The 21,152-nt window shown below is 66.9% G+C and carries 21 protein-coding genes; 8 read left to right on the top strand and 13 right to left on the bottom strand.

Annotated features, from left to right (window positions below):
• Nucleotides 1–15: 15 nt before the first annotated feature.
• From nuoC to ndhC, 3 genes are all read right to left on the bottom strand, one after another.
• Nucleotides 16–1,776: an NADH-quinone oxidoreductase subunit C/D gene (gene nuoC, locus QO259_RS19770; RefSeq protein ID WP_285952804.1), complete on the bottom strand. Its 1,761-nt coding sequence runs from the start codon at nt 1,774–1,776 to the stop codon at nt 16–18.
• Between the two features lie 105 nt (nt 1,777–1,881).
• Nucleotides 1,882–2,559 carry a NuoB/complex I 20 kDa subunit family protein gene (locus QO259_RS19765; protein WP_035476123.1) on the bottom strand — a complete coding sequence of 226 codons (678 nt, stop codon included), beginning with the start codon at nt 2,557–2,559 and terminating at the stop codon, nt 1,882–1,884.
• A 116-nt stretch (nt 2,560–2,675) separates the two neighbouring features.
• Entirely contained in the window at nt 2,676–3,131 is a 456-nt protein-coding gene (gene ndhC / locus QO259_RS19760; protein WP_285951295.1) for an NADH-quinone oxidoreductase subunit A, read from the bottom strand.
• A gap of 403 nt (nt 3,132–3,534) precedes the next feature.
• Here ndhC and thiD point away from each other — a divergent pair, with 403 nt between their 5' ends.
• Together thiD and dctP are read left to right on the top strand one after the other, a co-directional pair.
• Nucleotides 3,535–4,380 (top strand): bifunctional hydroxymethylpyrimidine kinase/phosphomethylpyrimidine kinase, encoded by an 846-nt coding sequence (gene thiD, locus QO259_RS19755; protein WP_285951294.1) that lies wholly within the window; start codon nt 3,535–3,537, stop codon nt 4,378–4,380.
• Nucleotides 4,381–4,568: 188 nt separating this feature from the next.
• Nucleotides 4,569–5,612: a TRAP transporter substrate-binding protein DctP gene (gene dctP / locus QO259_RS19750; RefSeq protein WP_285951293.1), complete on the top strand. Its 1,044-nt coding sequence runs from the start codon at nt 4,569–4,571 to the stop codon at nt 5,610–5,612.
• A 133-nt stretch (nt 5,613–5,745) separates the two neighbouring features.
• On the opposite strand, the gene QO259_RS19745 is transcribed toward dctP, so the two are convergent.
• Nucleotides 5,746–7,029: a TRAP transporter large permease gene (locus QO259_RS19745; RefSeq protein WP_285951292.1), complete on the bottom strand. Its 1,284-nt coding sequence runs from the start codon at nt 7,027–7,029 to the stop codon at nt 5,746–5,748.
• An 88-nt stretch (nt 7,030–7,117) separates the two neighbouring features.
• Nucleotides 7,118–7,738, bottom strand: coding sequence for a TRAP transporter small permease (locus QO259_RS19740; protein ID WP_035476118.1), 621 nt, complete (start codon nt 7,736–7,738; stop codon nt 7,118–7,120).
• Nucleotides 7,739–8,022: 284 nt separating this feature from the next.
• On the opposite strand from QO259_RS19740, the gene dtd reads away from it, so the two are divergent.
• A complete protein-coding gene (gene dtd, locus QO259_RS19735; RefSeq protein ID WP_285951291.1) occupies nt 8,023–8,460 on the top strand; it encodes a D-aminoacyl-tRNA deacylase in 438 nt (145 codons plus the stop codon).
• A 223-nt stretch (nt 8,461–8,683) separates the two neighbouring features.
• Nucleotides 8,684–9,460, top strand: coding sequence for an SDR family NAD(P)-dependent oxidoreductase (locus tag QO259_RS19730; RefSeq protein WP_285951290.1), 777 nt, complete (start codon nt 8,684–8,686; stop codon nt 9,458–9,460).
• 338 nt (nt 9,461–9,798) lie between these two features.
• On the opposite strand, the gene chaB is transcribed toward QO259_RS19730, so the two are convergent.
• Entirely contained in the window at nt 9,799–10,029 is a 231-nt protein-coding gene (gene chaB, locus QO259_RS19725; protein WP_285951289.1) for a putative cation transport regulator ChaB, read from the bottom strand.
• Nucleotides 10,030–10,121: 92 nt separating this feature from the next.
• Nucleotides 10,122–12,035: an ATP-binding cassette domain-containing protein gene (locus QO259_RS19720; RefSeq protein ID WP_285951288.1), complete on the bottom strand. Its 1,914-nt coding sequence runs from the start codon at nt 12,033–12,035 to the stop codon at nt 10,122–10,124.
• Between the two features lie 67 nt (nt 12,036–12,102).
• Between QO259_RS19720 and QO259_RS19715 the strand changes: the two genes are divergently transcribed.
• Entirely contained in the window at nt 12,103–12,672 is a 570-nt protein-coding gene (locus QO259_RS19715) for a TIGR02444 family protein (RefSeq protein ID WP_285951287.1), read from the top strand.
• An 88-nt stretch (nt 12,673–12,760) separates the two neighbouring features.
• Nucleotides 12,761–13,528, top strand: coding sequence for a BamJ family beta-barrel-assembly machinery protein (gene bamJ / locus QO259_RS19710; protein WP_285951286.1), 768 nt, complete (start codon nt 12,761–12,763; stop codon nt 13,526–13,528).
• Between the two features lie 39 nt (nt 13,529–13,567).
• Here bamJ and QO259_RS19705 read toward each other — a convergent pair whose 3' ends face one another.
• Nucleotides 13,568–14,140, bottom strand: a complete 573-nt coding sequence (locus tag QO259_RS19705) for a hypothetical protein (RefSeq protein WP_207036300.1) — start codon at nt 14,138–14,140, stop codon at nt 13,568–13,570.
• Nucleotides 14,141–14,227: 87 nt separating this feature from the next.
• Between QO259_RS19705 and QO259_RS19700 the strand changes: the two genes are divergently transcribed.
• Nucleotides 14,228–15,148, top strand: coding sequence for an AEC family transporter (locus QO259_RS19700; protein ID WP_207036302.1), 921 nt, complete (start codon nt 14,228–14,230; stop codon nt 15,146–15,148).
• Nucleotides 15,149–15,422: 274 nt separating this feature from the next.
• On the opposite strand, the gene QO259_RS19695 is transcribed toward QO259_RS19700, so the two are convergent.
• Nucleotides 15,423–16,343 (bottom strand): LysR family transcriptional regulator, encoded by a 921-nt coding sequence (locus QO259_RS19695; RefSeq protein WP_285951285.1) that lies wholly within the window; start codon nt 16,341–16,343, stop codon nt 15,423–15,425.
• A gap of 163 nt (nt 16,344–16,506) precedes the next feature.
• Between QO259_RS19695 and QO259_RS19690 the strand changes: the two genes are divergently transcribed.
• A complete protein-coding gene (locus QO259_RS19690; protein ID WP_285951284.1) occupies nt 16,507–17,448 on the top strand; it encodes a DMT family transporter in 942 nt (313 codons plus the stop codon).
• A 7-nt stretch (nt 17,449–17,455) separates the two neighbouring features.
• Here QO259_RS19690 and trmB read toward each other — a convergent pair whose 3' ends face one another.
• From trmB to QO259_RS19670, 4 genes are all read right to left on the bottom strand, one after another.
• The gene (trmB, locus tag QO259_RS19685; protein WP_207036307.1) at nt 17,456–18,181 is read right to left on the bottom strand and encodes a tRNA (guanosine(46)-N7)-methyltransferase TrmB; all 726 of its coding nucleotides are present in this window, start codon (nt 18,179–18,181) and stop codon (nt 17,456–17,458) included.
• Between the two features lie 64 nt (nt 18,182–18,245).
• On the bottom strand, nt 18,246–19,043 hold the full coding sequence (locus QO259_RS19680) for a thiazole synthase (protein ID WP_207036309.1): 798 nt from the start codon (nt 19,041–19,043) through the stop codon (nt 18,246–18,248).
• 28 nt (nt 19,044–19,071) lie between these two features.
• A complete protein-coding gene (gene thiS, locus QO259_RS19675) occupies nt 19,072–19,272 on the bottom strand; it encodes a sulfur carrier protein ThiS (protein WP_035476393.1) in 201 nt (66 codons plus the stop codon).
• A 159-nt stretch (nt 19,273–19,431) separates the two neighbouring features.
• Nucleotides 19,432–20,904 (bottom strand): alanine/glycine:cation symporter family protein, encoded by a 1,473-nt coding sequence (locus tag QO259_RS19670; RefSeq protein ID WP_035476390.1) that lies wholly within the window; start codon nt 20,902–20,904, stop codon nt 19,432–19,434.
• Nucleotides 20,905–21,152: the final 248 nt, after the last annotated feature.

Here is a 21,152-nt window from a genome sequence, read left to right as displayed (position 1 = left end):
GTCTCTCCAGCGGCCTCACCGATCCACGTCGGCCATGACGAAGTCGATACTGCCCAGGTGCGCGATCAGATCCGGCACGAAGCCGCCGCGCATCACCGCCGGGATCTGCTGCAGATGGGGGAAGCTCGGCGTGCGGATCCGCGTGCGGTAGCTCATGGTGCTGCCGTCACTGGTCAGGTAGTAGCTGTTGATGCCCTTGGTCGCCTCGATCATCTGCATCGACTCGTTGGCCGGCAGCACCGGGCCCCACGAGACCTGCAGGAAGTGGGTGATCAGGGTCTCGATGTGCTGCAGCATCTTCTCCCGCGGCGGCGGCGTGGTCAGCGGGTGGTCCGCCTTGTAGTCGCCGGCGGGCATGTGATCGATGCACTGCTGCAGGATGCGCACGCTCTGGCGCATCTCCTCGATACGCATCATCCCGCGGTCGAAGGCGTCGCCGTTGGCCGCCGTGGGCACCTCGAAGTCGAAGTTCTCGTAACCGGAGTAGGGGCGCTTCTTGCGCAGGTCGAAGTCGAGCCCGGTGGCGCGCAGGTTGGGGCCGGTAACGCCCCAGTCGAGTGCATCGCGGGTATTGAAGGCGGCGACGAAGCGGGTACGGTCGCGCACGATGGCGTTCTCCATCATCGCCTTCTCGTACTCCGCCAGACGCTTGGGCATCCAGTCGACGAAGCCCTGCACCAGTTTCTCCCAACCCTTCGGCAGGTCGTGGGCGGTGCCGCCGATGCGGTACCACGCCGGGTGCATGCGGAAACCGGTGATCGCCTCGATCACCTCGTAGGCCTTCTGGCGGTCGGTGAAGGTGAAGAACACCGGGGTCATCGCCCCCAGATCCTGCAGATAGGTACCCAGGAACAGCAGGTGGCTGTTGATGCGGAACATCTCCGCCATCATCACGCGGATGGTCTTGGCGCGATCGGTGACGGTGATGCCGGCCAGCTTCTCCACCGCCAGCACGTAGGGCAGGTTGTTCATCACCCCGCCGGTGTAGTCGATGCGGTCGGTGTAGGGGATGAAGCTGTGCCACGACTGGCGCTCGGCCATCTTCTCGGCACCGCGGTGGTGATAGCCGATGTCCGGCACGCAATCGACCACCTCTTCGCCGTCGAGCTGCAGCACGAGGCGGAAGGCGCCGTGGGCCGAGGGGTGGTTGGGCCCGAGGTTCAGGAACATGAACTCGGTCTCTTCGCCCTGACGCTTCATGCCCCACGCCTCGGGGTCGAAGCGCAGCGCCTCCTGCTCCACCTCCTGGCCCTTGACGGTCAGGGTGTAGGGGTCGAACTCGGTGGCGCGGGCGGAGTAGTCCTTGCGCAGCGGATGTCCGCTCCAGGTCGGCGGCATCATGATCCGGGTCAGATGCGGGTGGCCGCTGAAGTGGATACCGAAGAGGTCGAACACCTCACGCTCGTACCAGTTGGCGTTGAGGAAGATATCGCTGATCGAGGGCAGCGTCAGGTCGCGCTCGGAGAGCGCCACCTTGAGCATGATGTCGGCATTACGCTCCACCGACAGCAGCTGGTAGAAGACGGTGAAGTCCGCCGGCGGCAGGCCGCGGCGGTGGGTGCGCAGGCGCTCGTCGACCGCGCTCAGATCGAAGAGCATCGAGAACGGCCCCTCGAGCCGGCGCAGGCGCTCGAGCACTTCACGCAGGCGCTCGCGGGCGACCCACACCACCGGCATGCCGGTGAGCGTCTGCTGCGGTGTGAACACGGCATCGCCGAAGTGCCGGCAAAGCTCCGCCACCACGTCGGCAGCGGGCGTGGCGGCACGGGAATTCATGGTGTCATCGGCTGCGGTCATGGCAGGCGGTCCCGGTCAATAGATCAACGGTCATCTCAGCGATGGCCACGAAAAACAGCGTCAGTGCTGCACGCCAGGCGTCGCCTAGATACCGTCCGGGGTCCGCAGCTCCTTGACCGCGATCCGCCGGTCGCGATGCTTCTCGCGCTGGGAGGGCATCTCCGCGCGGTAGACGCCCTGGTCGCCGACCACCCAGGAGAGCGGCCGCCGCTCCTCCTGGATCGAGTCCTGGAGCAGCTGCAGCCCCTGCAGGAAGGCCTCCGGGCGTGGCGGGCAGCCGGGCACGTAGACATCGATGGGCAGGAACTTGTCGACGCCCTGAACCACCGAATAGATGTCGTACATGCCGCCGGAGTTGGCGCAGGAGCCCATCGAGATGACCCACTTGGGTTCGAGCATCTGGTCGTAGAGCTGCTGGATGACGGGGGCCATCTTGATGAAGCAGGTACCGGCGATGACCATGAAGTCGGCCTGGCGCGGGGAGGCACGAATGACCTCGGCGCCGAAGCGGGCGACGTCGTGGGGCGCGGTGAACGCCGTGGTCATCTCCACGTAGCAGCAGGAGAGGCCGAAGTTGTAGGGCCACAGCGAATTCTTGCGGCCCCAGTTCACCGCCGAGTTGAGCACGTCTTCGAGCTTGCCCATGAACACGTTGCGATGAACCTGTTCACGCATGGGGTCGTCGACGCGTTGGCGTTGATCGAGGGGATAGCGATCAGACGCGGTGTCGCCTCCCTCCGCTCGGGTCAGGGTGTATTGCATGGTCAGCCTCGACAAGCCAGATAAAGTAGCGGTCATGGGCATGTCGGCCGGTCAGGACGCCGGCATGCCGAATAATCGTTGATCGACGACCGTTCATGCGGTCGTTCTCGCCCAGGTCAGCGCGCATGGCGCTCGGCACCGGGTACGGCAGCCAGCTCACGCGCACGCGGCGCATCTTCGCGCCCGCGCTTGCGCGGCGCCCAGTCGAGCGCCCCGACGCGGGCGTCGTAGACCAGGCCTGCCAGTAGAATGAGGATGAATACCGCCGCCCCGGCGAATCCCGTCCAGCCCACCTCACGCACGGAGACGGCCCAGCCGAACAGGTAGACGGCCTCGATATCGAAGATCACGAAGAGCATGGCGACGAGGTAGAACTTGACCGAGAAGCGCTGGCGCGCGCTGCCGGCACCGACGATGCCGGATTCGAACGGGAGGGATTTGCTGCGCCCATGACTCTTGCCGCCGAGCAGGCTGGCGGCGCCGATCATGAAGCCACACAGTGCGAAGACCGCGACCACGAACAGCCCCGTGGCCCAATATTCGGCAATCCAGGCGGTGACTTGATCGGACATGTGCTCCCTCACACGAAGGCCATGCGGCACACGCCGGCAATGGCGGGGTGATACGAGTGACCCGGCGGCGCACTGACCAGCGCGCCCGTGTTCGTAATTTTACTACTTTACGCCCATTCCACGGTGCCGTCAGCTTGCTAATTCGTCCAATTGCAAAACTTTCAAAAGGTCGTGCAAACGACCTGGCAAACTTATTGATGGCGAACGCGCTTCTGGCGGCGAGCGCCGTACCTCGACCGAGACATTGACGGCGATCCCGCCGCGTCGACCCTCTCGCGAGGCACTATCTATAGACCAACCAGACCAACTATCTATAGACCAACCAAACCAACTATCTATCGGCCATGCGGCGATTTGCTTTACCTTAGGCTAGACCTTTTAGCCACTGTTGCAACGACCCGACATGCTTTTTTCCCGCCCGCCCAACGTCCTCACCATCGCCGGTTCCGACCCCTCCGGCGGCGCCGGCCTGCAGGCCGACATCAAGACCTTTTCCGCCCTCGGCGTCTATGCCACCAGCGTGATCACCGCGGTCATCGCCCAGAATACCTGCGGCGTCGCGCGGGTCGAGCCGGTCTCTGCGACGATGATCCGCACCCAGCTCGACAACCTGCTCGACGACGTCGCCATCGACGCGGTCAAGATCGGTATGGTCGCCAGCCGCGAAGTGGCCGAAACCCTGGCCGCCGGGCTCACCGCGCGGCGCCCGCGCTGGATCGTGCTCGACCCGGTGATGGTGGCCAAGAGCGGCGACCGCCTGGTCGACGACGCCGGGCTGGCGGCGGTGCGCGATATCCTGGTGCCGCTGGCCGACGTAATCACCCCCAACCTGCCGGAAGCTGCCGCCCTCCTCGGGCGCGATACGCCGCGCTCGGCCACGGACATGGAGGCGCTGCTCGGCGAGCTGGCCGCGCTCGGCGCCCCTTATGGCCTGCTCAAGGGCGGCCATCTGGATCAGGCGCGCTGCCCCGACCTGCTGTGGACACCCCAAGGCAGCCGCTGGCTCGACGCGCCCCGGCTGGCGACACGTAACCTGCATGGCGCGGGCTGTGCGCTCTCCTCGGCGATCGCCGCCGAGCTGGCGCGGGCAAGCGTGGCGGCCGAGGGCGCGGAGGCGCCGACGCAGCCCCAGGTCGAGCGCGCCATCGAGGCCGCCAAGCAGTGGCTGCACGCGGCCCTGGCAGCGGGCGAGCGTCTCGAGGTGGGTCAGGGCAAGGGGCCGCCGCATCATTTCCACGCCTGGTGGTGACACCGCATTCGGGCTGGATGCCCATACCGGGCACGACCGGCAGATAGCGGCTAACGTGATACAGTGAAACGGCGCGATCACGGGAAGCCATCATCGTGTCACGCGATTTGACACTCCGGGCTTCCTGTTATCTTCTGAAATGGGATTGAAAGAACGACTAAATACAACGACCTATTAGAGGTATCCGTATGCAGACGCGACATATCGCCACCGGCATTCTGGCCCTGAGCATGATGGGCAGCGCCTCGGTCGCCCTCGCCGACACTTGGCGATTCGGCCTCGAAGAGACGGAAGGTAGCGTGCAGTACGAATACGCACAGGCTTTCAAGCAGCTCATCGAGAAGAAGAGCGACGGTGACATCACCGTACAGATCCTGCCCTATGGTGTCTGGGGCTCGAGCTACTCGACGCTCTACGATGCCATTCAAAACGGCTCCATCCCACTCTCCTTCGGCTCGGGCTTCCTCGGCGGCACGGTGCCCGAAAGCCAGCTGATGAGTCTCAACTACGTCATGCCCAACGACCAGTTGGAGACGGCCGAGATTCTCAACTCCGACGCCTTCATGAAAAGCGATGCCTGGCAGCAGTCGTTCCGCACACGCGACCTGGTCCCGCTGGCGGCACTGCCCGAGGGCTACCAGGTGTGGACCGCCAACAAGGCCATCCATACCCCGGCGGACATGAAGGGGCTACAGATCCGGGTGATGGACAACAGCCTGCTGCGCGCGACCTATCAGGCCTACGGCGCCTCGCCCATCACCATCGCTTACGGCGAGCTCTACAGCGCCCTGCAGCAGGGTCAGGCCGAGGGCAATATCCAGCCGGTCTGGGCCCACGAGAACATGGGCTTCTACGAAGTTCAGGACTACATGATCTTCGCCGAGCAGTCGCAGTTCATCGCCAACCTGATCGCCAACGAAGATTGGTACGATGGCCTCTCCGACGATCAGCGCCAGCTGCTCGACACCACCATCCACGAGATGGTCAAGAAAGGTGACGAGATCCAGAAGCAGCTCAATCAGGATCGTCTGAAGACCATCGAAGAGAAGAGTGACATCAAGATCATTCGTCTCGATCAGGCGCAGCGCGACGAGTTCCGCAAGCTCGCCAAGCCGATCCGCGACGACTTCGTCAATATGGTCGGCGAGCGTGGCGGCAAGGCGTTGGACATCCTGCTTGAGCAGGAGAAGGCGCGCGGCGACAAGTCGGGCGACGACAGCCAGAGCAGCTGACCGCTCGCACCAACTACCCAAAACCTGAAGCGCCCCGCCAGCATCATGCTGGCGGGGCGTTTTTATTGCTGGCTCGTCTAGCTGGCTCCGTCTGGGGGATCGCCGGGCGCGCCCCCCTTGGCTCTCTGGGTGCCTAGTCGCCGCCCAGCGACGGCAGCAGCAGCGATATCTCGGGAAAGGCAATCAGGATCAGCGTCGCCAGCAGCAGGATGGCGATGAACGGCGGCGTGCCGCGGATCACGTCGATGTAGGGGCGCCGGAACACCGCGATGGCGGTGAAGATATCGCAGCCGAAGGGCGGCGTCGCCGAGCCAATCGCCGCCTGCAGGGTGACGATCACGCCGACATGGATCGGATCGAGCCCGGCGGACTGCACCAGCGGCTTGAAGATCGGCACCAGGATCAGGATCACCACGATCGGGTCGACGAACATGCAGCCGACGAAGAACGCCGCGGCGATCAGCGACAGCGCCAGGAACTGATTGTCGCCGATCGAGTCGATCAGCGGGCCGAGGATCTGGTTCGGCACCCCGGCGGTCGCCAGCGCCTGGGAGAAGGCGGCACCGATCGCCACCAGAATGAACACCACCGCGGTGATCAAACCGGTGGAGAGAGCGATGCTGCCGAGATCCCGGATCGACACCTGGCGATAGATCACCACCTCCAGCAGCAGCGCATAGGCCACCGCCACCGCCGACGCCTCGACCGCGCTGAAGAAGCCACCGTAGATGCCGCCCACCACCAGCAGCGGAAAGCCCATGGGCAGGATCACCCGCTTCAGCGCCCGGGCGCGCTCGCCCCAGCTCGCCTTGGGCTCGGGGTCGATCCCCTTGACCCGCGAGTCGATCCAGCAGTAGATCGCGAACAGCACCAGGATCAACAGCCCCGGCAGAATGCCGGCGAGGAACAGATCGCCGATCGAGGTCTGCATCGCCACGCCGTAGATGATGAAGCCGATACTCGGCGGGATCAGCAGCGCGATGTCGCTGGCATTGATGATCAAGGCCAGGGTGAAGTCGTCCGAGTAGCCCTTTTTCAACAAGCGCGGACGCATCGGCCCGCCCATCGCCACCACCGTCGCCTGGGTCGAGCCGGAGACCGCACCGAACAGCGCACAGGAGGCCGCGGTGGTGATCGGCAGCCCGCCGCGCAGATGCCGGGTAAAGGCATCGACCACGTCGAGCAGGCGGTTGGCGGTGTGCCCCTTGGTCAGGATATCCGCGGCGAAGATGAACATCGGCACCGCCGCCAGCACCCAGCTGCCGACCCCGCTGATCATCCAGCTGACCGCCTGGTCGGGGCCGAAGAACGTCATGCCGGTGAACATCATGTAAAGCGTACCGGCCGCCAGCGGCACCATCATGGGAAAGCCCAGCAGGAGCAGCACCAGCATGATCAAGCCCAATCCCATCAGCATGAGAGGCATCCTTCTTCGATTGTCGTTATTGGCGTGGTCTTCGTTAGTGCCGTCAGCCGTCGGATGATACGGCCCTGCCCCGCCACCCTCACGGCTGGGTGTCGGCGGCGCGTTCGGCGGCCGCGTCGTCCAGCACGCTGTCGTCGTAGCCCTCGCGCTCGGTGAGCGAGCGCCACACGCCGGGGCTGATCATGTTGCGCAGCGCGGTGAGCACGTACTGGATACCCGCCAGCACGAAGCCGATCGGCAGCGCGGTATAGACCATCCAGAAAGGAATGTGCAGCGCCGCGCTGGTGCGACCGCGATCGTGCAGCGCCACCACGTACTCGAAGGACTTGAAGCAGAAGTAGAACATCAACAGCGCAGTACCCAGCGAGATCACGATCAGCAACGCCTTGCGTGCGCGACCCTCGAGCTGATCATAGATCGCGGACATGCTGATATGGCGGGCGTGACGGGCGGCGTAGCTCACGCCGACGAAGGTGATCACCACGATCAGCATCTCGGTGATCTCGTAGGTGCCGGCGATGCCCTGGCTGAACAGCAGGTTGCCGACCACATGGGCGCTCATCAACAGCGCCATGGCTAGAATGCAGCCGCCGATCATCACGCGTTCGAGCAGCCCCAGCAGCCGATCCAGCGCCAGCAGGGCCCCGAGAAACCCACCACGAGAACGCTGCTCGTCACGCTTGGCAGAAGTCGAGTTCATGACGTTGTCCTTATTATCAAGGTGAGTCGTTGCCCGCGCTCCCGCCCTCGTGCCCACCGTCGGCGGCGTCCTCCGGAGACCTCGCCGGGGCGCGCAGCACGGCGCCACGAATGCGGGGCGCTTACCCAAGGTTAGCGCGTAAAGCCCGGTGTCTGCCACGTAACAGCGTGTCTTGCCCCGCCCGGAGGCCGTTCGAACTCGTCGACTCCCCGTCCAGCCGTGGGCGCCGAGCGGTGCTAAGCTTGGGGCTCGTTCAGCGACCTCTGATGGAGCCCCGCCCTACCATGCGAGCCCTGATTCAACGCGTCACCCACGCCAGCGTAGCGGTCGACGGCGAGCGCATCGGCGCGATCGACCACGGGCTGCTGGCCCTGATCGGCGTCGCCGCCGACGACGATCGTGCCCGCGCCGATCGCCTGCTGCACAAGCTGCTCCACTACCGGGTGTTCAGCGACGCCGAGGGACGCATGAACCGTAACCTGCAGCAGGCCGAGGGCGGGCTCCTGCTGGTGTCGCAGTTCACCCTGGTAGCGGCCACCGACAAGGGGCTGCGGCCGAGCTTCTCCAGCGCCGCGCCGCCGGCGCTGGGGCGCGAGCTGTTCGACTACCTGCTGGATCAGGCGCGTGCCGCCTGGCCGCAAACCGCCACCGGCGAGTTCGGCGCCGACATGCAGGTGTCGCTGACCAACGATGGACCGGTCACCTTTCTGCTGGAGACCTGAGAGGGTGTTTACCCCATGCCGGCACGCCCGGCCGCCGGTGCGCTGCCGCCGCGACTACAGTCAGGCAGACAGTCGCAGATGCAGATGCAGATGCAGATGCAGATGCAGACACGAATACAGAATCGCAGACAGACACGAATAACACGGCAGCATCTCGACGCTGCCACATAGCGCAATACCACAGGGAATGCGGCCACGGCCGCCACGCAGAGGAAGCCAACACATGACCACACCGCTCGCCATCATCACCGGCGGCGCCCAGGGTATCGGCCGCGCCACGGTCGAGCTGCTGCTGTCGGAGGGCTGGCGCGTCGCCGCCCTGGATCGCGACCCCGAAGCGGTCGCCGAACTCGACGAGGCCTACATCGACGCGCCGCTGCTGGCGATGGTGGTCGACGTCAGCGACGAGCTGCAGGTGCAGGAGGCGTTTGCGCATATCAACGGCTGGCAGCAGGAGCACGGCAAGGCCGATGGCTTCGACCTGCTGGTCAACAATGCCGGGATCGCCGACCCCGAATGCGGCCCGCTGGAGGCGCTGGCGTTGGCCGACTGGCGCCGCTGGCAGGAGAGCCACCTGACCGGTGCCTTCCTGTGTACCCGCGCCGCCATCTCCGGGCTACGCCAGCGCCACGGCGCCATCGTCAATATCGCCTCGACCCGCGCGCTGCAGTCCGAGCCCCACTGCGAATCCTATGCCGCGGCCAAGGGCGGGTTGCTGGCGATGACCCATGCGCTGGCGGTCAGCCTGGGGCCGGAGATTCGGGTCAATGCGATCTGCCCCGGCTGGATCGAGACCGGGCCGTGGCAGAAGGCGGCGCAGCGCAGCCAGCCCGAGCACCGTGAGATCGACCGCACGCAGCACCCGGTGGGACGTGTGGGCGAGCCGCAGGACGTGGCTGCCACCGTGGCCTTTCTGGCCAGCGACAAGGCAGGGTTCATCACCGGGCAGCACATCAGCGTCGATGGGGGGATGACCAAGAAGATGATCTACGCCGAGTAAGAGGGTTTTCACAAAATGCCTGCGCTCGACGATACGGCGTTGAAATCGACCTCACTGAACGAAGTTCAGAACGTCCGAAGGACGGCCCGAAGGGCGAGCGGAGCGAGTAAAGTACTCATTTACACCCCGTAAACTGGAACGCCAGCCCGGTCCTCTTTTCGGCCGATTTCGCCTTAGCTACGCGCCCCGGTCTGGCCTTCGCTCGTCGAATTTGTAAACACCCTCTAAGCCGGACGGCAAGCTATTGCGCTTGCCGAACCTCTCACCGCTCAAACATTACGGCAAAAGCCCCGCTCCCAAGGAGATGGCCGCGAGCAGATAGCCCCGGGGAGATAGCCTCAATCCTTGGGATGCCACTTGCCGTCGTCGCCCTTGGCGTACTTGGCTTCGACGGCCTTCCACGCCACGGCGTGGGCGACCTCCTCGCGGGAGCTGTCGCCGCGCCGATCCTCGGGGTTCTTGTACTGCTGCCAGGCGCTGTTGAACGCCTCCTGGTAAATGGTCCGGGCGTGGGGCGGCAGCACCTTGCGCGCGCTCTCGGGAATATCGTCACGGCTGTCGTAGGGCATGGGTCATTACCTGGCTGCGGAATCCACCCTCCAGTGTAGCCCCGTCATCGCGGTGTCAACGCCAGTCATCGACGGTCAGCTCGTGACGCGCCTCAGGAGGCGGTCTGCAGCTCGGCCTCGAGTGCCTCCAGCGCCTCCTCCGCCGCCAGCCACTCGCCCTCGAGCGTCTCGACCCGCCCCTGCAGCTCGCCCTGCTCGCGCACCAGCCGGGTCAGCTCCTCCTTGCGCGCGGCCTCGTAGAGCGTGGGGTCGGCGAGTTGGGTCTCCAGCGCGGAGAGTTCGCCCTGGGCGCGCTCGAGCGCTTTCTCCGCGGCGTCGCGGCGCTTGCGCAGCGGCTTGGTCTGCTCGCGCAGCTCGGCGGCGGCACGTCGAGCCGCCTTGCGGTCGCCGCTGTCGCTGGGGCGGCGCTCGTCGCGGGCGGCCTGGCGCTGCTCGCTCTCGCGCGCCTTGAGCCACTGGTGATAGTCGTCGAGATCGCCATCGAACGGCGTCACCCGGCCGTCGACCACGCGCCAGAACAGATCGACGCTGGCACGCAGCAGGTGGCGGTCGTGGGAGACGATCACCACCGCGCCCTCGTAGGCGGCTAGGGCCTCGGCCAGCGCCTCGCGCATGTCCAGATCGAGGTGGTTGGTGGGCTCGTCGAGCAGCAGCAGGTTGGGCTTCTCCCACGCCACCAGCGATAGCGCCAGGCGCGCCTTCTCGCCCCCGGAGAAGCGTGAGACATCGCCGAAGACGTCATCGCCGCGGAAGCCGAAGCCGCCCAGGAAGTCACGGATCGACTGGTCGCTGGCGGTGGGCGAGAGACGCTGCACGTGGGTGAAGGGCGTGGCGCCGAGGTCGAGATGCTCCAACTGATGCTGGGCGAAATAGCCCACCACCAGATTCTCCCCGGGTACCCGCGCGCCCGCCTGGGGCGAAAGCTCGCCGATCAGGGTCTTGATCAGGGTCGACTTGCCGGCGCCGTTGGGGCCGAGCAGCCCGATCCGTTCCCCCGGCAGGATCGAGACGTTGACGCCTTCGAGAATGCGCGCCTCGGGATAGCCGAGATCGGCGCGATCCAGCGACAGCAGCGGGCTGGAGATCTTGTCGGCGCAGGGCAGCTCGAAGCGGAACGGCGAGTCGGCCCGCGCCGCGGCAATGGTTTCCATGCGCTCGAGCATCTTGAGCCGGCTCTGGGCCTGGCGCGCCTTGGTCGCCTTGGCCCGGAAGCGCTCGACGAAGCGCTCGATCTCGGCGCGGCGCGCCTGCTGCTTCTCGAACTCGGCCTGCTGTTGGGCCTGGCGTTCGGCGCGGGCGCGCTCGAAGGCGCTGTAGTTGCCGCGATAGAGGGTCAGCCGCGCCTGATCGATATGCAGGATGTGATCGCACACCGCATCCAGGAAGTCACGGTCGTGGGAGATCAGCATCAGGGTGCCGGGATAGCGGGTGAGCCACTGCTCCAGCCACAGCAGCGCATCCAGATCGAGGTGGTTGGTGGGCTCGTCGAGCAGCAGGATCTCCGACGGCGTGAACAGGGTCCGCGCCAGCCCCACGCGCATGCGCCAGCCGCCGGAAAAATCCGCCAACGGGCGGTAGAGATCGCGCTGGGCGAAACCCAGCCCGGCCAGCAGCTGTTCGGCCCGGGCCCGCGCGGTGTAGCCGTCGAGCGCCTCAATCTGGCCGTGCAGCGCCGCCTCGCGGTCATGCTCGCCCGCGGCCTGGGCCGCCGCCAGCGCCTGCTCTGCCTGGCGCAGGGCGACATCGCCGTCGAGCACGAACTCGACCAGAGCGCGCTCGATCGCCGAGACCTCCTGCGCCATGTGGGCGATACGCTTGCCGCCGGCGATCTCGACGCTACCTGCGTCGGCGCCGAGCTCGCCGAGGATCAGCGCGAACAGGCTCGACTTGCCGGCACCGTTGGCGCCGACGATGCCCACCTTGTGACCCTCGTGCAGCATCAGGTCGGCACCTTCGATCAGCCGGCGCGTGCCGCGTTGCAGGGCGAGTTGGCGGAATGCAATCATGCCGGGCTCCAGAGCGCATCGAATGGGCGCTCATTCTATCAGCCAACGCCGCCGACACGGAGTGCCGATGACCACCGCCGACGCCGCGGACGACCTGTGGGATTTCGCCCTGGCGCGCTACGCCCGCCCCGGCGCCCAGGCGCGCTGTCTGAGCCTGCAGGACGACCACGGCTATGACGTGTGCGAGCTGCTGTGGCTCGCCTGGCTCGCCGAACACGGCCGTGAACCCGCCCCCGACGCCACCCAAGGGCTGGCCGAGATACGCCACTGGCAGGAGACGATGACCCGGCCGCTGCGCCAGCGGCGGCGTGAACTCAAGGCCGCGCTCGAGACCCGCCCGCGTCTAAGCGAGCTGCGCCAGCGCCTGCGGCAGGCGGAGCTGCTGGCGGAGCGCGAGACGCTTATCCGCCTGGCCGAGCTGCCGAGCCGCCGCGCCGCATCGAGCACACTGCCCGCGCCCTACGACCCGCTCGCCGCGGCCCTGGCGCTGTGCGCCGCCTGGGCCACGCCGACGCGGGCAGCAGCGCAACCGACCACGGGCCTCGGCACGACGTCACCGGCTTACGCCACGTTACAGCCACTGCTGACCCTGTGGCTGGCCGCCGCGCCGGATGCGGAACCAAATCCCAGCTGTTAGAGTCCCAACAGCAGCGCCACACCGATGCCTGAGGCGTTTTCACCCCGAGCCAGCATCGGCTTCAACCCCGACTCCCCAAGGAGACTGCATGAAACGTTTGGTAACCGCCGTCGCGATCGGCAGCATGATGACGCTGCCGCTGGCGGCTTTCGCCCAGGACAAGGTCGACCTCGACAGCGACCAGGCCAAGCTGAGCTACAGCATCGGTGCCACCCTGGGCCAGGGTCTGTCGCAGGACGTCAAGAATCTGGATGTCGACGCCTTCGCCGCGGCGATTCGTGACGTCTACGGCGATCACAAGCTGCAGATGAGCGACGATGAGATCAGCAAAGCACTGACCCAGTACCAGCAGCAGAAGATCGCTGAGCAGAAGGCCGAGCAGAAGAAGGTCGCCGACGCCAACCGCAAGGAGAGCGAAGCCTTTCTCGCCGCCAACGCCAAGAAGAAGGGTGTGAAGACCACCGACTCGGGCCTGCAGTACCAGGTGCTGAAGTCCGGTGACGGCGCCTCGCCCAGCGACGACGACACGGTCAAGGTCAACTACGAAGGCAAACTCCCCGACGGCACCGTGTTCGACAGCTCCTACAAGCGCGGCGAGCCGATCTCGTTCAAGGTCGGCCAGGTCATCCCGGGCTGGCAGGAAGCGCTCAAGATGATGCACGTCGGTGACACCTGGCTGATCACCGTGCCCTCCGACCTGGCCTACGGTGCAGCCGGCACCGGCGGCCCGATCGGCCCCAACCAGGCGCTGCAGTTCAAGGTCGAGCTGCTCGGCATCAACCCCGACCAGGGTGATGCCAAGGGCGACAAGGCGGCCAAAGGCAGCGACGCCAAGACGAGCAGCGACGGCAACTAAGCCGCTCTCCCCCCGCCCTACCCCTTTAGACGCCGGCCATCAGGCCGGCGTCTGCGTCCATAAGCAGTCCTTCTCACTGGCACTGCGCTTGGCCTCGCGCCGCGACAGCGCATCGGCCAGCCCGGCGCTGTCGAAATCGAACCAGCTGCCCTTGAGGCCGTGGTCGCTGACCACCACCACCTGGGCCCGCCACGCCTCCACGTAGCCGCTGCACAGCCCCAGATCGCCGTAGCCAACGAAACGCTCGCGCTCCCCCGGCATCCGCGTCAGATTGAAGCGCTGGGAGCGGATGTTCATGTGGCGCCCGATGAACTCCACGTAGACCTGCTTGGCCGCCAGCCCGTAGACATCGACCTCGAAGCGCAGGTCGCCGCGCTCGGGTGCTTCGTTGAGTGAGTAGGTCAGCCCGGAATCGAGACCCAGCCCCGCCTGGCAGCCACCGTCGAGCAGCACGCAGCCGTGCTCCGGCGGGTACCAGGTGATCTCGCTATCGGACTCGCGCAGATAGTAGTCGAGCAAATACCACAGGGCGACGACGATGGTCGCCAGGGTGACGCCGATCAGCAGCGTGAGCATGCGTGGCCGTGCGGTATCTTCGTCGTAGACAGCCATGGACGTGACGGGGCTCCCGGCAGAGACAAGGGATCGCTACCATGGGCGTTCGAGGCGGCGTGACGACAACCACACTCAGGACGCTAGATGAGCGATATCGCAGGGGCACTCGGCCCGCTTTTCCTTCTGATTCTACTCGGTGCCGGCCTGGGTTGGGCACGTTTTCCCGGCGCCGATTTCTGGCCCCAGCTAGAACGCCTGATCTACTACCTGCTGTTCCCCGCCATGCTGGTGGCGACCCTGGCCGATGCCGATGTCGCCCGGGTGCCGGTGCTGCGCCTGGGCGTGGCGCTGCTCGGCGGGATGCTGGCGCTGGCACTGGCGGTATGGCTGGCGCGCCGGCGCCTGGCGCTGGATGCTGCCGCCTTCACCTCCACCTTCCAGGGCGTGGTGCGCTTCAACACCTATGTCGGGGTGGCCGGCGCCGCCGCTCTGCATGGCAGTGCCGGCACCACCGTGGCGGCAGTCGCGGTGGCGCTGATGGTGCCCACCGCCAACCTGCTCTGCGTGCTGGCATTCATCGCCAGCGGCACCCTGGGCCGCGCCAGTCTGGGGCGCAGCGCCCTGGCGCTGGCGCGCAATCCGCTGATCCTGGCCTGCCTGCTGGGGATCGCGCTCAACCTGAGCGGCATCGGTCTGCCCGGCTGGAGCGCGCCCGCGGTGGAGCTGCTCGGGCGTGCGGCGCTGCCGCTGGGGCTGGTCGCGGTAGGCGTGGCGCTGCGCCCGCAGGCGCTGTGGCGCGGCGGACGGGCGTTCTGGACCTCGAGCGCGCTGAAGCTGATCGTCACACCGCTGACGGTGGCCGCCCTTGCCGCGCTGGCCGGTCTCTCCGGCATCGAGCGCGATGTGGTGCTGCTGTTCGCCGCGCTGCCGACGGCGACCTCCGCCTATATCCTGGCGCGCCAGCTGGGCGGCGACGCCGAACTGATGGCCGCGATCATCACCGGCCAGACGCTGCTGGCGATGCTCTCACTACCGCTGCTGCTGCCACTGCTCGGGGTCGGCTGAGCGCCTAAATAAAAAAGATTCTCGTTTCGCTTGCAATCCCAAATGAGAATGATTACCTTTGACTTGTGGCGTCGCCAAACGCCACTGACCAACGTCAGGAATGTCAGGTTCCTGCCATGGTTATCTCCTCATCAAGCTAGTCACGGTCCTTCGCGCCGCCCTGCCCAGGGCGGCTTTTTTTGTGCTCGCCATCTCTGCGCAGCGTCTACTGATACGCGCTCTACGATGTGACAGCGCCGGGCACGGTCCGACAAGTCAACGCGTCACGCAGTGCCTAGCTGGGGCTCCGCGCGCTCAGTGCATCCCACTGCCACGGCCCACGCCCGCTCAGGCGCTGACGCAGCAGCTCCGCCAGCGCTTCCACCGCGGGCTGGGAGGCGTCATCGATAGCGCGGGCGAAGTGCAGCCGCGCCTCGCAGCGCCGCAGTGGCGGCAGGCCGTCGCTCTCACCCAGCGCGCGCATGGCGCCGGTCACCCGTTCGCGGTCGAGCACTCCGATCGCCATGCCGGTCTCGATCGCTTTCTCCACCGCGTGGATGCTGGTGCTGGTGAAGATTGCCCGCCACGGCCGCTGCGCCGCATCGAGGGCATCGGCCGCCAGCTGGCGGTAGGGGCACTCCGCCGGGTGCACCGCCAGCGGCACGATCTCCTCCTGGTGCAGCGCGCCCTGGGCCGGCCCTGCCCACACCGGGGTGGGGTACCACAGGGGCTCGCCGCCCTCCAGCCCGGCGGCGTGGTCGAGCACCACCGCCAGGTCCAGACGTCGCGCCCGCAGCCCCCGCGCCAGCCGGCCGCTGGTGTCGGTGGTGACATCGAGCAGGATGCCCGGATGGCGCGCCATGAACTGCGGCAGGGTGTCGTCGAGCAGCTCGCGCGCATAGTCCTCGGGGATACCCAGACGCACGCGCCCGCTCAGACGCTCGCGACTGAAGCGGCTGACCAGGGTGTCGTGTGCCCGCAGCAGCGCCTGCGCCTCGCGCAGCAGCAGCTCGCCGCTGGCGGTCAGGGTCACGCCGCGCGGGCCGCGCTCCAGCAGGCGCACGTCGAGCTCGGTCTCCAGCCGCTTCATCTGCATGCTGATGGCGCTCAGCGTGCGGTGGCGCACCTCGGCGGTGGCCGCCAGCGAGCCGCTCTGGGCGACCACCTGAAAGGTGCGCAGCAGCTCCAGATCGAGGGTCGATCCGACTTCAAACATATTGAACCCTTATCGATTTTTATTCGATTCATTGAAGCCTGCATGGCGTCCAGACTCAAGCCGCAGCACCCCGACACGGGTGCCCCGAGACAGTCAGCCCGAGACAGTCAGCCCGAGGCAGTCAGCCCGAGACAGTCACCACGCGACGAGAGGAGGCGTCGGCATGCGCCACGCGACACTGAACGCAGTCCTGATGAGCGGCTTCGTGCTCTGCTGGAGTTCCGGCTTCATCGGTAGCGAACTGGCCAGCCGCGCCCCCTTGAACGCGCTGGACCTGTTCGCCTGGCGCTTCGTCATCGCCGCCGCGCTGGCCGCGCTGTGGTGGCGACTGCTCGATCGGCGGCCAGTGGCGCTGTCGGCCTGGCTGCGCGAGATGGCGGTCGGTGCCCTCACCATGGGCGGCTATCTGCTGTGCGTGGTGCTCGCCATCGGTGAGGGCGTCAGCGCCAGCGTCACCGCGCTGATCACCGCCCAGCAGCCGCTGCTGGCGGCGGCGATCGCCACGCTGTGGCTGCGCGAGCAGCTACCGGCGGCGGCCTGGCTCGGCCTCGGCGTGGCCGGCAGCGGCGTGGTGCTGTGCATCGCGGGGGACTGGCAGGGAGCAGGCGGCGCTGGCGGCTGGGCCTATGCGCTGCCACTGCTGGCGGTGATCAGCGTGACCCTTGGCAGCGTTCTCGCCGCCCGGCGCCCGTCGGGACTGGGGCTGGCGGCATCGCTCACCGCGCAGTTGAGCGCGGCAGCGCTGATCTTCGGTGTGGCCGCGGCGGGCGCCGGCGGCCTGGCGCTGCCCGGCAGCGCGCTGCTGACCTGGCAGACGCTGGGCTGGCTGGTGCTACTGTCGAGCTTCGGCGGCTACGGCTTCTTCACCGTCTGCCTGCGGCGTCTCGGCGTCAACGCGGTCTCCAGCGCCATCTATCTGACGCCGCCGGTGACCCTGGCGTGGAGTGCAGGGATGTTCGGCGAGCACGTGGCGCCGCTGCAACTCGGCGGCATGGCGCTGGCCCTGGCCGGGGTGGCCCTGGCTCTGCTCGCCCAGCGCCGCGGCCGCCACACCCGCGGCGCGGCGCACTATCCGCGGCGTCCCGGCGGCGGCGAGTGCGCCTGAGCCAGGGTCAATCGCGACGAAAGATCAGATCCCAGACCCCATGACCCAGACGCTCGCCGCGGCTCTCGAACTTGGTCAGCGGGCGGAAGGCGGGACGCGCCACATAAGGTGCGCTCTCCGCGGGGGCAGTGTTGGTATAGCCCGGCGCCGCCGCCATCACCTCGGCCATGTGCTCGGCGTAGGCTTCCCAGTCGGTGGCCATGTGCAGGGTGCCGCCGGGCTTGAGCCGGGTTCGCACCAGCTCGACGAACGGCAGTTGCACGATCCGCCGCTTGTGGTGCTTCTTCTTCGGCCAGGGATCGGGGAAGAACAGCTGCAGGGTGTCGATGCTCTCCGCCGGCAGGCACTGGGCCAGCACCGCCAGGGCATCCTCGCGATAGACGCGCAGGTTGGTCAGGCCACGCTTATCGGCTTCGTCGAGCAGCTTGCCGACACCCGGCGCATGCACTTCGATACCGATGAAGTCGGTCTCCGGGTGGGTCTCGGCCTGCTCGACCAGCGACTGCCCCATGCCGAAGCCGATCTCGACCACCCGCGGGGCGTCACGTCCGAACAGCGTCACCGGGTCCTGCAGCCCGTCTTCCAGGGTCAGCCCCCAGCGCGGCCAGACCTCCTTGAGGCCGCGCTCCTGGGCGGCGGTCATGCGCCCGGCGCGCAGCACATAGCTCTTGATGCCGCGCTGATGCGGGGTGTCGGTGGCGGTCTCGGTGGGGTCCGTCGGCTTGTCGGTCATGCGGCGTGGCTATCGTCTTGGTGGGTGAAAGAGACCCACCGCCGAGGCGGCGGGCACAGGCAGGTCAGGGGTTGATGCGCCCGGCGAACGGCGATGACGGGCTGGCGCTGTCGCGGCGCGGCATGCGCTCGGCGAGAAACGCCTCGCGCCCGGCTTCGATCGCCTTGCGCATGGCGCCAGCCATCATCACCGGGTGGCGAGCATGGGCGATGGCGGAGTTCATCAGCACCCCGGCGCAGCCCATTTCCATCGCCAGGGCGGCGTCGGAGGCGGTACCGATACCGGCATCCACCAGCACTGGCACCTCGGCCTGCTCGAGAATCAGGCGCAGCGTGGCCGGGTTGAGCAGACCGTTGCCGGAGCCGATCAGCGAGCCCAGCGGCATCACCGCACAGCAGCCGCGGCGCTCGAGCTCCTTGGCCACGATCGGGTCGTCGCTGGTGTAGACCATGACATCGAAGCCGTCGTTGACCAGCGTTTCGGCGGCGGCCAGGGTCTCGACCACGTTGGGATAGAGGGTGTGCTCGTCGCCTAGCACCTCGAGCTTGACCAGGTTGTGGCCATCGAGCAGCTCCCGCGCCAGACGGCAGGTGCGCACCGCATCCTTGGCGGTATAGCAGCCGGCGGTATTGGGCAGCAGGGTATAGCGCTCGGGCGAGATCACGTCGAGCAGGTTGGGCGCGGCCGCATCCTGGCCCAGATTGGTGCGCCGCACGGCGAAGGTGACCACGTCGGCCCCGCTGGCCGCGACCGCGGCCGCGGTCTCGTCGAAGTCGCGATACTTGCCCGTGCCCACCAGCAGGCGGGAGTGGAAGCGACGGCCGGCGACCGTCAGCGGGGTGTCCTCGATCAGCTGCGACATGCGTGACTCCTGATAGGCGTGACGGCGCTCAGCCGCCACCGATGGCATGCACGATCTCCACGCGGTCGCCCTCGGCAAGCGCGGTCTGCGCATGCTGGCTGCGTGGCACGATCTCTTCGTTGAGCTCGATGGCGACACGGCGCCCGCCCAGGCCCAGCGCCTCGACCAGGCGCGCGAGCGTGGGGTCGTGATCGAGCTGGTGGGGTTCACCGTTGAGCTGGATCTGCATGACGACGCTCCAGAGGTCTCCAGTCGTGGGGGCGTATTGTAGCGTCTTGCGCCGAACACGGCACGTCTGCACCCGCACTTCGCCCGCCGCGCCGCGGCCGTCAGGCGCACAAAAAAAGCCGGCCCCTGGGGGCCGGCTTGCCAACTTACGTAGCGCACCTCAGTCGTCGCGGCGCGGCCAGACGTCGGCCTCGACCTGCTCGGGACGCTTGAGCACGCCCTTGGGATCGAAGGTCGGCTCGCGCACGCCCTGGCGCCGCTGGGTCTCGTAGTCGCGCAGCACACGCAGGGCGATCGGGCACAGCAGCAGGATGGCGATCAGGTTGGTGGTCGCCATCAGCCCCATGGCGAGGTCGGCGAAGTCCCACACGAATTGCAGCTTGGCGATCGAGCCGATCATCACCATCGCCAGCACGGCGATACGCAGCACCGATACGGCCGCCTTGGCGTGACGCTTGAACAGATACTCGATGTTGATCTGCGAGTAGGAGAAGTTGGCGATGATCGAGGTGAAGGCGAACAGCAGGATGGCGATGGCGATGAAGATCTCGCCGAAGCTGCCGAGGTGATCGACCATGGCATCCTGGGTCAGCTGGATACCCACGATATCCTTGCCCGGCGAGGTGGTCATCAGCTGCTCGTAGACCCCGGAGAGCAGAATCACCACCGCGGTGCAGCTGCAGATCACCAGGGTATCGATGAACACCCCGAACGACTGTACCAGCCCCTGCGCCGCAGGGTGCTTGACGTCGGCCTGGGCGGCGGCGTTGGGCGCCGAGCCCATGCCCGCCTCGTTGGAGAACAGCCCGCGCTTGATGCCGTTCTCCATCGCGATCTTGATGGTGTAGCCCACCGCACCGCCCACCGCCGGGCCGTAGCCGAACGCGCTCTTGACGATCAGCGCCAGCATCGCCGGCACTTCGGAGAGGTTGGAGAGCAGCACCCACAGCGCCACCAGGAAGTAACCGATGGCCATGATCGGCACGATCTTCTCGGCGGTACGCGCCACCGACTTGAGCCCGCCGTAGATGACCAGCGCGGTGAACGCGACCAGCACCACGCCGGTGATCCAGTTGGGGATCGAGAACGCCTGCGCCATGCCCTGGGCGATGGTATTGGACTGGGCGCCGTTGAACGCCAGGCCATAGGCGATGAGCAGGAAGATCGCGAACAGCACGCTCATCCAGCGCTGGCCCAGCGCGCGCTCGATATAGTAGGCCGGCCCGCCGCGGTAGACGCCATCGGCGTTACGCTGCTTGTAGACCTGAGCCAGGGTCGACTCGATGAACGAGGTGGCGAAGCCCACCAGCGCGGTCATCCACATCCAGAAGATCGCCCCGGGGCCACCGACCCAGAGCGCGATCGCCACGCCGGCCAGGTTGCCGGTACCGACCCGGGCGGCCAGCGATGTGGCGAAAGCCTGGAAGCCGCTGACGCCGGAGCCGGAGCCGCGGCTGGTGAAGGTGACCCTCGCCATGTGCGCGAACAGGCGGAACTGCATGCCCCGGGTCAACACGGTAAACAGGATACCCGCCCCCAACAGCAGGTAGAGCAGGATATAGGTCCAGACGAAATTGCTGATCGGGTTCATGATCGCGTAAATCGCGTCACGGAGCGTGTCGATGAATTCCATTTCGGAGATCCTTGGTGGAAAGCGGTGACCCGAGCCGTCCCAGACGGCTGCCGAAGCGGCTTTTTACGCGCTAGACTGACGAGCGTCAAATCGCGGCACGCGTCGCGCGGTGTGCAGGACCGCTCCTCGAAGCTGTGCGCAACACGCACGAACTCCGCAGAAAACGCCCCGACACCCGAACGCGTGCTCTGGATACGCGTCACCGGTCCAGGTTGCCAGGCGGCCCGACAGTGCGGGCGCGCCTTACA

It is taken from the genome of Salinicola sp. JS01, from assembly GCF_030284585.1.
Taxonomy (GTDB): domain Bacteria; phylum Pseudomonadota; class Gammaproteobacteria; order Pseudomonadales; family Halomonadaceae; genus Salinicola.
This window is presented reverse-complemented; position numbering and strand designations above follow the sequence as displayed.

Excerpts from the sequence above, each read along its gene's own strand:
- nuoC (WP_285952804.1), bottom strand. The coding sequence starts at position 1,776 with ATGAATTCCCGTGCCGCCACGCCCGCTGCCGACGTGGTGGCGGAGCTT.
- QO259_RS19765 (WP_035476123.1), bottom strand. The coding sequence starts at position 2,559 with ATGCAATACACCCTGACCCGAGCGGAGGGAGGCGACACCGCGTCTGAT.
- ndhC (WP_285951295.1), bottom strand. The coding sequence starts at position 3,131 with ATGTCCGATCAAGTCACCGCCTGGATTGCCGAATATTGGGCCACGGGG.
- thiD (WP_285951294.1), top strand. The coding sequence starts at position 3,535 with ATGCTTTTTTCCCGCCCGCCCAACGTCCTCACCATCGCCGGTTCCGAC.
- dctP (WP_285951293.1), top strand. The coding sequence starts at position 4,569 with ATGCAGACGCGACATATCGCCACCGGCATTCTGGCCCTGAGCATGATG.
- QO259_RS19745 (WP_285951292.1), bottom strand. The coding sequence starts at position 7,029 with ATGCTGATGGGATTGGGCTTGATCATGCTGGTGCTGCTCCTGCTGGGC.
- QO259_RS19740 (WP_035476118.1), bottom strand. The coding sequence starts at position 7,738 with ATGAACTCGACTTCTGCCAAGCGTGACGAGCAGCGTTCTCGTGGTGGG.
- dtd (WP_285951291.1), top strand. The coding sequence starts at position 8,023 with ATGCGAGCCCTGATTCAACGCGTCACCCACGCCAGCGTAGCGGTCGAC.
- QO259_RS19730 (WP_285951290.1), top strand. The coding sequence starts at position 8,684 with ATGACCACACCGCTCGCCATCATCACCGGCGGCGCCCAGGGTATCGGC.
- chaB (WP_285951289.1), bottom strand. The coding sequence starts at position 10,029 with ATGCCCTACGACAGCCGTGACGATATTCCCGAGAGCGCGCGCAAGGTG.
- QO259_RS19720 (WP_285951288.1), bottom strand. The coding sequence starts at position 12,035 with ATGATTGCATTCCGCCAACTCGCCCTGCAACGCGGCACGCGCCGGCTG.
- QO259_RS19715 (WP_285951287.1), top strand. The coding sequence starts at position 12,103 with ATGACCACCGCCGACGCCGCGGACGACCTGTGGGATTTCGCCCTGGCG.
- bamJ (WP_285951286.1), top strand. The coding sequence starts at position 12,761 with ATGAAACGTTTGGTAACCGCCGTCGCGATCGGCAGCATGATGACGCTG.
- QO259_RS19705 (WP_207036300.1), bottom strand. The coding sequence starts at position 14,140 with ATGGCTGTCTACGACGAAGATACCGCACGGCCACGCATGCTCACGCTG.
- QO259_RS19700 (WP_207036302.1), top strand. The coding sequence starts at position 14,228 with ATGAGCGATATCGCAGGGGCACTCGGCCCGCTTTTCCTTCTGATTCTA.
- QO259_RS19695 (WP_285951285.1), bottom strand. The coding sequence starts at position 16,343 with ATGTTTGAAGTCGGATCGACCCTCGATCTGGAGCTGCTGCGCACCTTT.
- QO259_RS19690 (WP_285951284.1), top strand. The coding sequence starts at position 16,507 with ATGCGCCACGCGACACTGAACGCAGTCCTGATGAGCGGCTTCGTGCTC.
- trmB (WP_207036307.1), bottom strand. The coding sequence starts at position 18,181 with ATGACCGACAAGCCGACGGACCCCACCGAGACCGCCACCGACACCCCG.
- QO259_RS19680 (WP_207036309.1), bottom strand. The coding sequence starts at position 19,043 with ATGTCGCAGCTGATCGAGGACACCCCGCTGACGGTCGCCGGCCGTCGC.
- thiS (WP_035476393.1), bottom strand. The coding sequence starts at position 19,272 with ATGCAGATCCAGCTCAACGGTGAACCCCACCAGCTCGATCACGACCCC.
- QO259_RS19670 (WP_035476390.1), bottom strand. The coding sequence starts at position 20,904 with ATGGAATTCATCGACACGCTCCGTGACGCGATTTACGCGATCATGAAC.